The sequence below is a fragment of the Methylorubrum podarium genome (assembly GCF_022179745.1).
Taxonomy (GTDB): Bacteria; Pseudomonadota; Alphaproteobacteria; order Rhizobiales; family Beijerinckiaceae; genus Methylobacterium; species Methylobacterium podarium.
The window spans coordinates 1-12,352 of record NZ_BPRD01000238.1 but is presented as its reverse complement, the minus strand read 5'-3'; the positions used below and the strand labels follow the sequence as shown (position 1 = coordinate 12,352).

9 protein-coding genes and 1 pseudogene are annotated in these 12,352 nt (G+C 69.8%); 6 read left to right on the top strand and 4 right to left on the bottom strand.

The window, feature by feature from the left end; translation table 11 throughout:
* Positions 1–401: pseudogene (locus MFF42_RS12675) on the top strand (DNA polymerase III subunit gamma/tau); the annotation flags it as partial.
* A 93-nt stretch (positions 402–494) separates the two neighbouring features.
* Complete coding sequence (locus MFF42_RS12670; protein WP_238256072.1) at positions 495–818, top strand: YbaB/EbfC family nucleoid-associated protein; 324 nt, start codon at positions 495–497, stop codon at positions 816–818.
* A gap of 584 nt (positions 819–1,402) precedes the next feature.
* Here the strand turns inward: MFF42_RS12670 and MFF42_RS12665 are convergent.
* The gene (locus MFF42_RS12665; RefSeq protein WP_238256071.1) at positions 1,403–3,805 is read right to left on the bottom strand and encodes an exopolysaccharide transport family protein; all 2,403 of its coding nucleotides are present in this window, start codon (positions 3,803–3,805) and stop codon (positions 1,403–1,405) included.
* Between the two features lie 222 nt (positions 3,806–4,027).
* On the opposite strand from MFF42_RS12665, the gene MFF42_RS12660 reads away from it, so the two are divergent.
* The 3 genes from MFF42_RS12660 (at position 4,028) to MFF42_RS12650 (ending at position 7,725) form a co-directional block, all read left to right on the top strand.
* Entirely contained in the window at positions 4,028–4,606 is a 579-nt protein-coding gene (locus MFF42_RS12660) for a polysaccharide biosynthesis/export family protein (RefSeq protein WP_238256070.1), read from the top strand.
* A 184-nt stretch (positions 4,607–4,790) separates the two neighbouring features.
* Positions 4,791–6,041, top strand: coding sequence for a glycosyltransferase family 4 protein (locus tag MFF42_RS12655; protein WP_238256069.1), 1,251 nt, complete (start codon positions 4,791–4,793; stop codon positions 6,039–6,041).
* Positions 6,042–6,171: 130 nt separating this feature from the next.
* Entirely contained in the window at positions 6,172–7,725 is a 1,554-nt protein-coding gene (locus tag MFF42_RS12650; protein ID WP_238256068.1) for an undecaprenyl-phosphate glucose phosphotransferase, read from the top strand.
* A gap of 193 nt (positions 7,726–7,918) precedes the next feature.
* On the opposite strand, the gene MFF42_RS12645 is transcribed toward MFF42_RS12650, so the two are convergent.
* The 3 genes from MFF42_RS12645 to MFF42_RS12635 form a co-directional block, all read right to left on the bottom strand.
* On the bottom strand, positions 7,919–8,278 hold the full coding sequence (locus MFF42_RS12645) for a hypothetical protein (RefSeq protein WP_238256067.1): 360 nt from the start codon (positions 8,276–8,278) through the stop codon (positions 7,919–7,921).
* A 213-nt stretch (positions 8,279–8,491) separates the two neighbouring features.
* Complete coding sequence (gene lanM / locus MFF42_RS12640) at positions 8,492–8,893, bottom strand: lanmodulin LanM (protein ID WP_238256066.1); 402 nt, start codon at positions 8,891–8,893, stop codon at positions 8,492–8,494.
* Positions 8,894–9,193: 300 nt separating this feature from the next.
* Entirely contained in the window at positions 9,194–11,713 is a 2,520-nt protein-coding gene (locus MFF42_RS12635) for a TonB-dependent receptor (RefSeq protein WP_306423533.1), read from the bottom strand.
* Between MFF42_RS12635 and MFF42_RS12630 the strand changes: the two genes are divergently transcribed.
* Positions 11,688–11,945 carry a hypothetical protein gene (locus tag MFF42_RS12630; RefSeq protein WP_238256064.1) on the top strand — a complete coding sequence of 86 codons (258 nt, stop codon included), beginning with the start codon at positions 11,688–11,690 and terminating at the stop codon, positions 11,943–11,945. The two genes, MFF42_RS12635 and MFF42_RS12630, sit on opposite strands and share 26 nt — an antisense overlap.
* Positions 11,946–12,352 lie beyond the last annotated feature (407 nt).

Below are 12,352 nucleotides of genomic sequence, written 5' to 3'. Positions count from 1 at the left end.
GCGACATCGCCCTGAAGGTGGCGCTGGAGCGCGACGTGCATCTCGTGCGCTTCGAGGAGGGTCGGATCGAGTTCCGCCTCGCGCAGGGCGGCCGGCAGAGCCTCGCCACCGACCTCGCCCGGGCGCTCGACGCCTGGACCGGGCGGCGCTGGCTGGTGGCGTTGTCCCGGGAGGAGGGTGCGCCGACCCTCGCCGAAAACTCGCGGGCCGCCGAGGAGACGCGCCACCAGAACGCCGCCGCGCACCCGCTCGTGCGGGAGGTCCTATCGCGCTTTCCCGGCGCGCAGATCGTCGATATCCGCGACAAGGCGCCGGAGGCGGAGGCCGCCGAGGCGGCAGCGCCGGGCGCGGGACCGGCCGCCCCGCCGGCCGAGGACGAGGACGCGGACGACGACGCCTGATCGATCGCGCGTCCCACCCTGGCGGCCGACACGTCCCGCGCCTAAGTGCGGGAGACGAATTCCTTCCTCGACCCGAATCGGAGCGGACCCGTCATGCGCGACCTCATGGGCATCATGAAGCAGGCCCAGGCCATGCAGGAGAAGATGGCCTCGCTCCAGTCGGAACTCGACTCGGTGGAGGTGTCGGGTGCCTCCGGCGGCGGCGCCGTGAGCGTGCGGATGACGGCGAAGGGCCAGGTGCTCGGCGTCTCCATCGATCCGAGCCTGATGGTCGCCGACGAACGGGAGATCCTGGAAGACCTCATCGTCGCCGCCTGCAACGACGCCCGCAGCAAGGCCGAGACGACGGCGCAGGACAAGTTGGCGGAGCTGACCAAAGGTCTGCCGCTGCCGCCGGGCATGAAGCTGCCGCTCTAGACTTCGCGAACGGCCGGCTGATCTGCAGATCGGTGCGGCGAAGCCCTCCGACTTGAGATAAGCCGGCAAAAAGTTCGCATCCGAGACAGACCCTATCCTTGCCTGCGGCGCCTTGTCGCAGGCCGTGGCGAGCCCGCCTGCCGGCCGCTCAACTCGAAAAATTCGATCACGGTATCAGGGACATAAGTGGCCCCGTCCGCGTCGTCGGCGAGCCGAACCGATCCCGGTGACGGAAGCGGTAAGCGTTCGCCGGGCACAACTCCAAATTTTGTTAAGGCGGCCAGTTCGCCGCGCGGGCATGGTCCGTGGGCCGGGTCGAACGCGGCCCCCCTTAGCGAGGCTCGGCGGTTCCGCCGGTCTCTTTCCGATCAGAGCCGGCGGAACCACCGCCGCGGCTCGGAGAGGTGCCGTGCCAACCCTGCTTTCGACTGGCGTGATCGCCGGTTGCGCTCTGCTCGCGGCCGTTCTGAGTGCGAACCTCTGGGCCCTGCGCGTGGCCGCCGCGATAACGGAAGCGGACGAGACGGAGTGGACGGGACGCTGAACGACGGCGCCCCTCGTCGCCTCCTCGGGGGTGCCTCGGCTCAGGCCGAGAGCCGCAGCGGCATGGTCTCCAGCCGCGCATCGAGCGCCGCATCCTCGCGCTGGCGGGCCACCACCACCTGACGCACGCCCGTCTCCTTGGCGAGACGGTAGAGCGAGACGAGGGCCGGGTCGTCGGACGCCGCGTCCGAGGCGATCACGATCGCATCCATGCAGGGTCCGACCGCGGGGATCAGCTCGGCCGCATCCCGCGCCGTGCCCGCTTCCAGGCGGCAGAGCACCCAGTCGTAGCTCTGCGACAGGGCGTTGAGGCCGATGGCGAGGCCCTGGGGCTCCTCCAGCAGCACGTCCACGGGCGCCACCCCACGCTTCACCGCGTGGAGCCGCGAGCCGCGCACCGGCTGGATCACGTCGAGGAAATCGGCCTCGCCCGCCACGAGATCGGTCAGCCCCGGCTGGGACGGATCGGAGGCCGCACCGTTGACATCGACCAGCAGCGTCTGGCGGCGCGGGCCGAGCACGCGGGCGAGGTTCGAGGCGAGGCCGGGCGTGCCGTCGGCGCGCAGGGTTTCGACCACGAGGACGCAGCCGCCCTTCGGCTGCCCCTCGGCCCGCGGCGAACCCGCCCCGCCCTCCAGCCGGGCGATCAATCCGTCGAGGTCGGCGGAGGAGCTGGCGGACTTCACCGGAACGCCGGGGCCGCCCTTGGCCGCCTTCGCACCCTCGGCGCGCACCTCCCCCTGAGCCGCCGCTTCGGGCCCGATCGGCGCCGTGCTGGCGAAGACGGGGTGGTGCACCGTCGCCGTCGCCCGCAGGGAATGGGCGAAGGCGAGGGCCGGAGCGAAGCGATCCGTCGCGGAAGCCGGGTAAGCGCCGCCGTAGACCGGCTCGTAGGCGGGGCGGCGGCGGGAGGGCGGCTCCGGCTCGGGATAGAAGTCGCGCGGACGCTCGGTCGTCGGGCCGGCGAAGGCGGGCTCGCCCTCGTCCCCCGTGCGGTCCCCGTCGGGTCCGGGAGGGGTGACGAGGAGGTGGCGGCCGACGACGGCGGCGCTCGCGAGCAGGAAGGCGAGCAGCGTCACGAAGGCGACGATCGGGATCTTCTTGGGGAAGGACGGCAGGTCGGGCACGACCGCGCGGGACACCACGCGGGCATTGGCCGGGCTCGCGTTCTCGGCATCGCGCGCCGCCGCCTCGCGGTAGCGGGAGAGGTAGGATTCGAGCTGCTCGCGCTGGGACTTCGCCTCGCGCTCCAGGGCCCGCAGCTCGACTTCGCTGCTGTTGCCCTTGGCGACGACGTCCTGCTGCCCCTCGACCGCCGCGCGCAGGGATTCGACGCGGGCGCCGGCGATCTTGGCGTCGTTCTCCAGGGTGCGCACCACCCGCTCGGCGGCGGCCTTGATCTGGTTCTCGAGATCCTGGACCTGGGCGGTCAACTCCTTGATCCGGGGATGGGCCGGGAGCAGCGTGCGCGATTCGAGGGCGAGCTGCGCGCGCATCGCCATGCGGCTCTCGACCGTGCGCCGGATCAGCTCGTTGTTGGCCACGTCCGGGATCTCGAAGGCGCGGCCCTCCTTGATCATGTCCTTCAGGAGCTTGGCGCGGGCGGTCAGGTCCGCCTGGATCGTGCGCGCTTGAGACAGCTGGCTCGACAGTTCGGAGAGCTGCTGCGACGAGAGCGGCTGCGCGGCGGCGCTGCTGCCCGTGCCGATCAGGCCGTGCTTGGCCCGGAACGCCTCGACCTTCGCCTCGGCCTCGGCCACGCGGGCGCGCAGGGTGGCGATGTTGTTGCCGAGCCAGGTCGAGGCGTAGCGCGCGGTGTCGACGGAGGCCGCCTCCAGCGAAGCGAGGTAGAGGTCGGCCACCGTGTTGGCGCCGCGCGCGGCGAGTTCGGGATCGCGCGAGCGGAACTCGACGGCGAGGATGCGCGACTTGCCGACCGGATAGACCAGCAGGTGGTCGAGATAGTTTTCGAGGATGCGATCCTCGGAGGCGCGCTCCATCGGCGCCGAGACGAGCCCGAGCATCATCAGCGTACGCCGGACCGCCGAGACCCCCTCGGCCTCCGGATCGAATTCCGGGTTGCCGACGAGCTTCAGGCTGCGGATCGCCTCGCGGGCGAGGTCGCGCGACATCGCCACCTGCACCTGGCTCGCCACGGCCTGCTCGTCGATCGGCTGGGGCTGATCCGTCCGCTCCGCGGCGGTGCGGGCGAAGGCGGGATCGCGGCTCTCCAGCAGGACCTTGGCCTCGCCGGTGTAGCGCGGGGTCACGACCTGCACGAAGACGCCGGCACCGATCGCGGCCAACAGGGTCGGCACGGCGATCCAGGCCCAGGAGCGGCGCAGGACGCCCGCGATCTGCGACACCGCCAGCCCGTCGCCGGGCCCACCGGGGCCGCCGGAGGGCGGAAGAGACGGATCGGTCGACAGCCTGAGGCGCGGCATGGGCAGTCTTTACGAAGGCAGGACGCGGAATCGGGGTAATTCACCCGTCTTGCGCCAATTGAGGCGGTTAAGGTTGACACCCCGTTAAGACCTGAATCCTCCATTGCCCTGAATTCGGGACGAGGCCGATCGCCGGAAACACGCTTCTACGCAGACCGCGGCCGGATCAGCATTCGTTAACCATGCTCCCTTAAAGAACGGCCGAGGTTCCCCACAACGGCGATGGCGATGCACCGGCGCGCATTCCTCCTGGCTCTTCCGTCCGTTCTCGCGCTCGGCGGCTGCCTGCGCCCGGATTTCCGGACCGTCGATCTCGACGCCACCGGCACCGGCTCCATCGGCGCCCGCTACTCCCTGGCGGCGGGCGACAAGCTGCGGGTCATCGTGTTCGGACAGGACAACCTGTCCAACATCTACGCGGTCGACGGCGGCGGGCGGATCGCGATGCCGCTGATCGGCGTTGTCCAGGTCGGCGGTCAGACCACGGCGCAGGCCGCCCGGCTGATCGAGTCGAAGCTCGCCGCGGGCTACGTGCGCGAGCCGCACGTCACCGTCGAGGTCGATGCCTACCGACCCTTCTACATCCTCGGCGAGGTCACGACCTCCGGCCAGTACCCCTACGTCAACGGCATGACCGTCGAGACGGCGGTGGCGATCGCCGCCGGCTTCGGACCGCGGGCGGCGCGCGACTACGCCGTGCTGACGCGCGAGGGTCCGGGTGGCCTCATCAACGGCATCGTGCCGATGTCGTATCCGGTGCGGCCGGGCGACACGATCGTCGTCAAGGAGCGGTTCTTCTGATCCGTCTCCCGTCAGCGTTCACCAACGCCTAACCGCGATCCGTGAAAGGCGCCCCCCGACGCCCCGCGCGGAGCTGTTTTGGCTCTCCCGCGCCCGCCTCTTAACCCTGTGCTGACGGCGCCATGACGAATCTTCCGCCGAATGGGCTCCCGCCTCGGGGTCGCCCGCGCGGAGATCGACTGACGTGGCCGCTCCCATCGCCGCTCCTCTGACCGCCCCGCCTCAGAGCCGTGCGGGCAATCCGGTCGCAGACCTCTCATCCCGCACCGGCGCGGGCGAGCGCCACCGCATCCTCCACGTGTTCCGGGCTCCCGTCGGCGGGCTGTTCCGCCACGTCGTCGATCTCACCCGCCTCCAGGCCGAGGCCGGGCACGCCGTCGGCCTCGTCTGCGACGCCTCGACCGGAGGCGAGCGGGCCGAGCGCGCGCTCGCGGAACTCGCGCCGCATCTCGCCCTCGGCGTCACGCGGATCCCGATGCACCGCAATCCGCATGTCAGCGATCTCGCGGCGCTGCGCGCCGTGCGGGCGCGGGCGCTCGCCGTCGGCGTCGACGTGCTTCACGGTCACGGCGCCAAGGGCGGCGTCTTCGCCCGGCTCGCGCCCCTGGGCCGCGCCGGCCGGGGCGTGATCCGCGCCTACACACCCCATGGCGGAAGCTACAATTACCGGCCGGGAACGCCCCTGCACCGCGTCTACATGGCGGCCGAGCGGGTGATGGCCCGGGCGACCGACCTGTTCCTGTTCGAGAGCGAGTACGTCGCCTCCCGCCACGCCGCCTTTGCCGGCGGGTCGCCGCGCCTCGAACGGATCGTTCACAACGGCATCGCCGAGGCCGAATTCGCGCCCGTCGGGACGTCGGCGGATCCGTTCGATCTCGTCTATGTCGGCGAGTTGCGGGAAGCGAAGGGGCTGCCCGTGCTGCTGCGGGCACTCGCGAAGGTGCGCAACCGGGGCCGCAAGCTGCGCCTGCTGATGGTCGGCTCCGGGCCGGACACCGAGAGCCTCGCGGCCATGGCCGAGAATCTCGGCCTGCGCGACGCCATCGCCTTCGAGCCGCCCCAGGCGATCCGCCCCGTGCTCGGCCGCGGGCGCGTCATGGTAGTGCCCTCGCTCGCCGAGTCCCTGCCCTACGTCGTGCTGGAGGCGGCCGCGGCGGCCCAGCCGCTCGTCGCGACCAATGTCGGCGGCATCCCCGAGATCTTCGGTGCCCTGTCCGGCGATCTGGTCCCGCCGGGTGACGACGAGGCGTTGAGCGCCGCGATCATCCGCATCCTCGACGAGGCGCCCGCCACCCGCGACGGCCGCGCGCGCGCGCTCAGCGATTCGCTCCGCACCCGGTTCTCGATGAACCGCATGGCGACCGACGTGCTGTGCGGCTACGCCGCCGCGTTCCGGGCGAAGCGGGTGCGGACCGCCTCCGCCGCCGCGGCGTGAGCCCGACGATGACCCGGCCCCTGTCCCATCCCGCGACATCCCGGTCGCGTCTCGCCTTAGGCTTTCGTGAAGATCGATCCGGCACACTCCCCTGCCGGAAAGGCTCGACGTTTTCACGTGGAACATTCCGATGAGTGCCATCGACGTGCGCGATCTGCTCAAGGCCGCCGAGCAGAGCGACGCGCTGACTCCCGTCCCGGCCCCGCTGACGCTCGATCGGGCGGAGGGCGCGCGGAACGCGGGCCCCAATCCTGAGCCGGCCCCACAGACCCGGAATTCCTGGCTCTCGCCGGTGGTGCTGGCCGGCTGCGTGCGGCTCGCCGAGTTCTGCGGCCTGATCCTGCTCGGCCTCGGTCTGCACCAAGCCCTGCTCCGCGGCGTCGTGCCGATGGCGCCGCGCTACGTCACCGCCGTCCTGGCCGTGACGGTGGCCGCCCTCGGCCTGTTCCAGGCTTCGGGCAGCTACCGGATCGGCGCGTTCCGCGACCTCTCCAGGACCGCGGTGAAGCTCGCCACCGGCTGGTCCGTCGCCTTCCTGATGGTGGCCGCGGCGATGGTGCTCGGCAAGATCGCCGACCACTATTCCCGGATCTGGCTGCTCAGCTACTACATGGCCGGCCTCGGTCTCCTGCTGGGCGGCCGCGCCGTGCTCTCGGCCTTCGTCCGCATGCAGACGGCCCGGGGCCGCTTCGATCGCCGCACCGCCATCGTCGGCGGCGGTCCGGCGGCCGAGGAGCTGATCCGCGCCCTGGAGACCGGCGGCGAGAACGGCATCCGGATCATCGGCGTCTTCGACGACCGCGGCGACGACCGCTCCGGCGCCGAGGTGGCCGGCCATCCCAAGCTCGGCAATGTGAGCGACCTCGTCACCTACGCCCGCCACAACCCGCTCGATCTCGTGGTGTTCACGCTGCCGATCTCGGCCGAGACGCGCATCCTGCAGATGCTCGCGAAGCTCTCGGTCCTGCCGGTCGATATCCGCCTGTCCGCCCACGCGGCCAAGCTGCGCCTGCGCCCGCGCGCCTATTCCTATCTCGGCGGGGTGCCCCTGCTCGACGTGTTCGACAAGCCGCTCGCCGACTGGGACGTGATCCTCAAGGGCGCGTTCGACCGCCTCGTCGGCCTGCTGCTGCTGGTGGGCCTCTCGCCGGTGATGCTGGCGGTCGCGATCGCGGTGAAGCTCACGTCCCCCGGTCCGGTGCTGTTCCGGCAGAAGCGCTACGGCTTCAACAACGAGCTGATCGAGATCTTCAAGTTCCGCTCGATGTATGTCGATCGTTGCGACGCGGGAGCCTCGCAGCTCGTCACCAAGACGGATTCGCGCGTGACGCCCGTCGGCCGCTTCATCCGCAAGACCTCGCTGGACGAGCTGCCGCAGCTCTTCAACGTGATCCGCGGCGATCTCTCCCTGGTCGGACCGCGCCCGCACGCGATCCAGGCCAAGGCGGCGAACACCCTCTACGATCAGGTGGTGGACGGCTACTTCGCCCGCCACAAGGTCAAGCCCGGCATCACCGGCTGGGCGCAGATCAACGGCTGGCGCGGCGAGACCGACACGAGCGAGAAGCTCCAGCGGCGCGTCGAGCACGACCTGCACTACATCGAGAACTGGTCGATCCTGTTCGACCTCAAGATCCTGCTCACCACGCCGCTCGCGCTCTTCAAGACCGACAACGCGTATTGAGGATTCTTCGAGATTCGAACGGGCCGGGGCCCGGGACCGCCGGAGCGCAGTCCCGGGCCTTTCTCATGGATGGCTTCGGTCGGGCAGAGCCTGTCCCCTCCCCCTTGTGGGGAGGAGAGGGGCGATGCCCGAGGTGATCAACCGGCGACGGTATTTCTCAGAAAGACCGCCGGGCGATGACCGCCCGGCCCGATCACGGCAACGCGCCGGCCTTTTCCTTCACCTTCGTCATCGTGTCCTGGCAGACGGTTTCCTGACCGGCCTTGTCCTGCTCCTTGGCCTTGGCGAGCAGGGTGCGCGCTTCCTCGACCCCGGCCTTGGTCGGCTTCGTCGCGGGGTCGGACGGGGCGCCGGCCGGCGGCTTGTCGAGGGCCTTGGGCGAGTTCGAGGAGGTGGGGCCGCCCGGAGGCTCCTTGCCGGTCACCTGCTCCGCACCGGCACTGTTGAGCCGGCGCTCCACCGCGGCGATGTCGTCCTTGCAGGTGACCGCCAGGGCGGGACCCGCCGCGACCAGGGCGGCGAGGGCAACGGGCAGGCTGAGGGCAATGCGCATAGGGTTCGGGCTCCTCCGAATCGACGTTTCGCGATCGGTCCGGTGACCGCCGCTTCGGCCGAGACAGCCCTCAAACGCCGCTCATGGTTCCGGTCTGCGACGCTTCGCCCACGGCCGGAGCGGGGCCGAGGGAAGCGGTCCGGGCGTGAACCCGACATGCGAAAGGGTGCGGATCGTGCGATCCGCACCCTTCGCCCCGACGGGTCGGGATCCTTAGCGAATCAGGTTGACCAGGGCCGAGCCGGCCGGGCTCGCGAGCTCCTTGGCGTCGATCGTGCCGTCGTTGTCCGGATCGGCGGCCTTGAACTGCGCCTCGACGGCGGCGAGGTATTCCTTCTTGTCGAGGGTGCCGTCGTTGTCCGGGTCGAGCTTCTTCAGGTCGGCCTCGGTGACGCGGCCCTTCAGTTCCTTGGCGTCGAGGGTGCCGTCCTTATCCGGATCGAGCTTGTCGAATGCCGCGGAGCCGGCGGCCTGGGCTTCCTTGAGATCGACGGTGCCGTCCTTGTCCGGATCGAATGCGGCGATGTCGACCTTCGTCGTGGTGGTCGGGGCCGCGTAGGCCGGGACCGCGACCAGCGCGGCGAGGAGAACGGCAGAGGAGAGGCGGAACGCCATGGGGGAAAACTCCTGGTCGAAGAGGCCCGGCCGAGACCGGGCGGACGGCAAGATCGCAGAGCCGCTCGCGACCGTCCGCCCCTGGCGAAGCGGCCGCTCGGCCTCGCCGGGTTTGCGTAACTTGCCCGGGATGAATTGGCAATAGGCGGAGCGGAAATCGCGCGTTCCGCGCTCTCGAAACCGTCTCACCCGAGGACGAATATAGAAGCGGCGCGGTTCCGGAGAACCGCGCCGCCTGCAACCCTTACGAGACGTCCCGGACCGGGATCGATCCGGGACGGAGCATGGTGAGAGCGCCGCTCAGCCCTTCCGGACCAGGGGCAGCGGCTCGACCACCGGCACCGGCGGCGGCGGCTCGAACAGGATGCGCAGGCCGCCGAAGGCCGCCACCGGCGCGCCGGGCGCGAGGCTGCGGTTCGAGGTGGCGTTGGGCACACGGACGATCGGCACCTCGTCCACCGGCGAGAAGGTGCCGAAGGTGGCGAAGCGGGCGTTGAACGCGTTCTCGACGAAGCCGTAGAGCTCGATGTTGGGCGCGATGCGGTAGCTGGTGTTGAAGCCGAACACCGCGTAGTCGCCGGTGGTCTTGTTCTGGTTGGTCGGGTCGCCGACGAGGAACTTGCCCGTGGCGAAGCGGGCGAGCGCGCCGATCCGCCATTCCGGCGTCACCTGGTACTGCACGCCGACCTTGAGCTGGTGCGGCGCGACGCCGGGCAGGCGGTTGCCGGGCCGCACGAGCACGACGCCGCTCTCGTCGCCGCCCGCGCTGTTGAACGGGTTGCCGGGGGCCGCGAGTTCGACCGGCGACTCGAAGGTCGCGTCGACGAAGGCATAGTCGATGAAGGCGTTCCAGCGCGGCGCGTTGTAGAACAGGCTCGCCTCGACGCCCTGACGCTTGGTCGAGCCGACGTTGCGGAAATAGGCGCGGCCGATCGTGTCCGGGGCCGGCACGAACAGGATGTCGTCGTCGTTGCGGGTCGAGAAGAAGCCGGCCTTCCACGACAGGATGCCGCCGAAGACGTCGTCGGGCTGCGGGATGCGGCCGCGCACGCCCGCCTCGACGGTGCGCGCCACGACCTGCTTCAGCGGCGGGTCGCCGACGAAGAAGTTGGTGAGCGAGCAGGGCGCCGTCGGGTCGGCGCAGGACAGCTCCGCCGGGGTCGGGGCGCGGTTGGCCTCGGTGTAGCCGCCATAGGCGACGAGGTAGTCGGGGATGATCTTGTAGGTCGCGCCGATGCCGGGATTGAAGCGCTCGTAATAGTGGTCGCCGTTGAGCGCCGTGCCGATCTGATCGCGCAGGATGATCTTGGCCATGTTGAACCGGCCCTGCAGCGTCAGGGTCAGCCGGTCGGTCAGGTCGGTGTTGTTGGAGAAGTAGATGCCGCCGTAATCGTTCGAGGTGCGCACGGAGACGGGGGTGATGATGCCGTCGTCGCTGGAGACGACGATGCCGGGGGGCGAGAAGCCGCGGTCGAGCGTCAGGCCGCCGATCGAGTTGTCGGCGCCGAAGCGGGTCCGGCCGCCGTCATAGGAGCCGCCGAGCACGAAGCGGTTCGGCAGGCCGAACAGCGGCTCGCGGACCACGGTCTGGACCGTGGCGCCGAAATTGTCGGTGTCGGTGCGGGTCTGGTTGAGGAAGGCGTAGGGGCCGCCCTCGTCGAAGCGGTCGGCGAAGACCGGGTTGACCGCACCGAAGTTGAAGGTGCGCAGCTGGTCGGCCCGCACGGGATTGCCGGTGCGGTCGCGCAGGAAGAACTGGTTGTCGTCCGCGCCCTCGGCGCAGACGAAGCGCTCGTCGTCCTCGCAGTTCTCCACGTCGGCGGCGTCGCCGTTGGCGGTGCGCTGCCGGAACAGGCCGTAATAGGCGTTGCCCTGCACGCTGATCGTCGGCGTGATGTCGTAGTTGCCGGAGAGCTGGAAGCGCAGGAAGTCGTTCTTGGTCTGGTCGGGATAGGTGAAGACGTCGCTGCGATCGGCCTTGAGCAGCTCGACCGGGGCGGTGCCGTTGCCGGTCAGGCTGTTGCTGGCGCCGATCACGTTGAAGTGGAACTCGCCCCGCTCCGCCTGCACGCCGAGGTCGGCGTAGATCTGGTTGAGGCGGGACGGCGAGTGGCGCCGCCAGCCCTCCTCGCCGAGCTTGGTGCCGGCGACGTAGAGGCCGATATTGTCGATGCGCTGGCCGTGCTGGAACGCGATCGCGCCGCGGCCGAACGAGCCGCCGAGCGCGTTGACCTCGGTGCCCTGGTAGGTGAAGCCGTTCTTGAGCGTCACCGCCAGCGAGCCGCCCAGCGCGTTGAGGCCAAAGGCCGGGTTGGAGCCTTCGAGCTCGATGCGGTCGACGGCGATGTCGGGGATCAGATCCCACTGCACCGTGTCGCCGAACGAGGTGTTGAAGCGGGCGCCGTTCAGGTAGACCGCCACGCCCTGGGGCGAACCGCCGAGCGGCGAGGCCTCGAAGCCGCGATAGGTGATCGTCGGCTGGAAGGGGTTGCCCTGCGCGTTGTTGATGCTGATCGAGCCGATGCGCTCGTCGAGCGCCCGGATCGTGCTCGGGAAGCCCACCCGCGAGACGTCGCCCGCCGTCAGCACGCTCGTGTTCTGCGGCAGCTTGTTGCGATCGATGCCGTCGAGCACGACGGTCTCGCGCAGGCCCGACGCGGTCGGCGTCGTCACGATCCGGCGCGAGGCCGCCACCGGCGTGTTCGAGACGACGCTGATCTCTTCCAGCGTGACGGACTGTCCGCCCCCTGCGCCCTGCGCCATCACCTGTCCCGGAAGCAGCGCAACCGATGCGATGAGGCTGCTTCGCAGCACCCGCATTGTCATTCCCCCAACCCTTGTCATTCGTGCTTGCGGCCCCGCGGAGGGTCCGTTGCCGGATGTTGCTCAAGGCCGGGAACCGCCACAATTGGCGCAAAGCGTCTTTCGGATCTTTTATGATGAAGCGCTCAAGCTTCTCATCGGCGCGTGCTGTTACGGCAACATATTTCTCAAGTTTGGACAGGCATTTACGGACGAATATGAAGACGATACCGGGACATTTCGGCAATGAAACTTTGACTACGTTTTACTCGGCCGTTTCATCCACGGTCGCTCAAAAAAATTATGCACGAATCGTGGCGGATTGCCTCGGCCGGACGCAGACGCTCCGGTCATCGGTGGGGCGAAACCGCCGCGCCGCGGCGGCCGGGGTCGCCGTTCGATCGGAGCCTGTTCGACCGGCTCATCCGACCAAGTCCCTCATCCTCAGGTGCGCGGTGACGCGGAGACTCGAAGGCGGGCTCCAGGGATCGCGCTGCGGCTGTTCGGCAATTTACTGACTCCTTAGCCACCGTCATCGAGGACCGACCCCGTCATTCTGGGGCTCGCCGCAGGCGAGAGCCCGGAATCGTCCCGCGATACCGAAAGTCCTGACGGGAGGACGCGCCCAGTCGTGGATTGCACGCCTCCGGCGCGCCC

What these genes read in the sequence shown, in the direction of transcription:
- MFF42_RS12670 (WP_238256072.1), top strand. Translation starts at nt 495, where the DNA reads ATGCGCGACCTCATGGGCATCATGAAGCAGGCCCAGGCCATGCAGGAG.
- MFF42_RS12665 (WP_238256071.1), bottom strand. Translation starts at nt 3,805, where the DNA reads ATGCCGCGCCTCAGGCTGTCGACCGATCCGTCTCTTCCGCCCTCCGGC.
- MFF42_RS12660 (WP_238256070.1), top strand. Translation starts at nt 4,028, where the DNA reads ATGGCGATGCACCGGCGCGCATTCCTCCTGGCTCTTCCGTCCGTTCTC.
- MFF42_RS12650 (WP_238256068.1), top strand. Translation starts at nt 6,172, where the DNA reads ATGAGTGCCATCGACGTGCGCGATCTGCTCAAGGCCGCCGAGCAGAGC.
- MFF42_RS12645 (WP_238256067.1), bottom strand. Translation starts at nt 8,278, where the DNA reads ATGCGCATTGCCCTCAGCCTGCCCGTTGCCCTCGCCGCCCTGGTCGCG.
- lanM (WP_238256066.1), bottom strand. Translation starts at nt 8,893, where the DNA reads ATGGCGTTCCGCCTCTCCTCTGCCGTTCTCCTCGCCGCGCTGGTCGCG.
- MFF42_RS12630 (WP_238256064.1), top strand. Translation starts at nt 11,688, where the DNA reads ATGAGGCTGCTTCGCAGCACCCGCATTGTCATTCCCCCAACCCTTGTC.
- MFF42_RS12635 (WP_306423533.1), bottom strand. Translation starts at nt 11,713, where the DNA reads ATGCGGGTGCTGCGAAGCAGCCTCATCGCATCGGTTGCGCTGCTTCCG.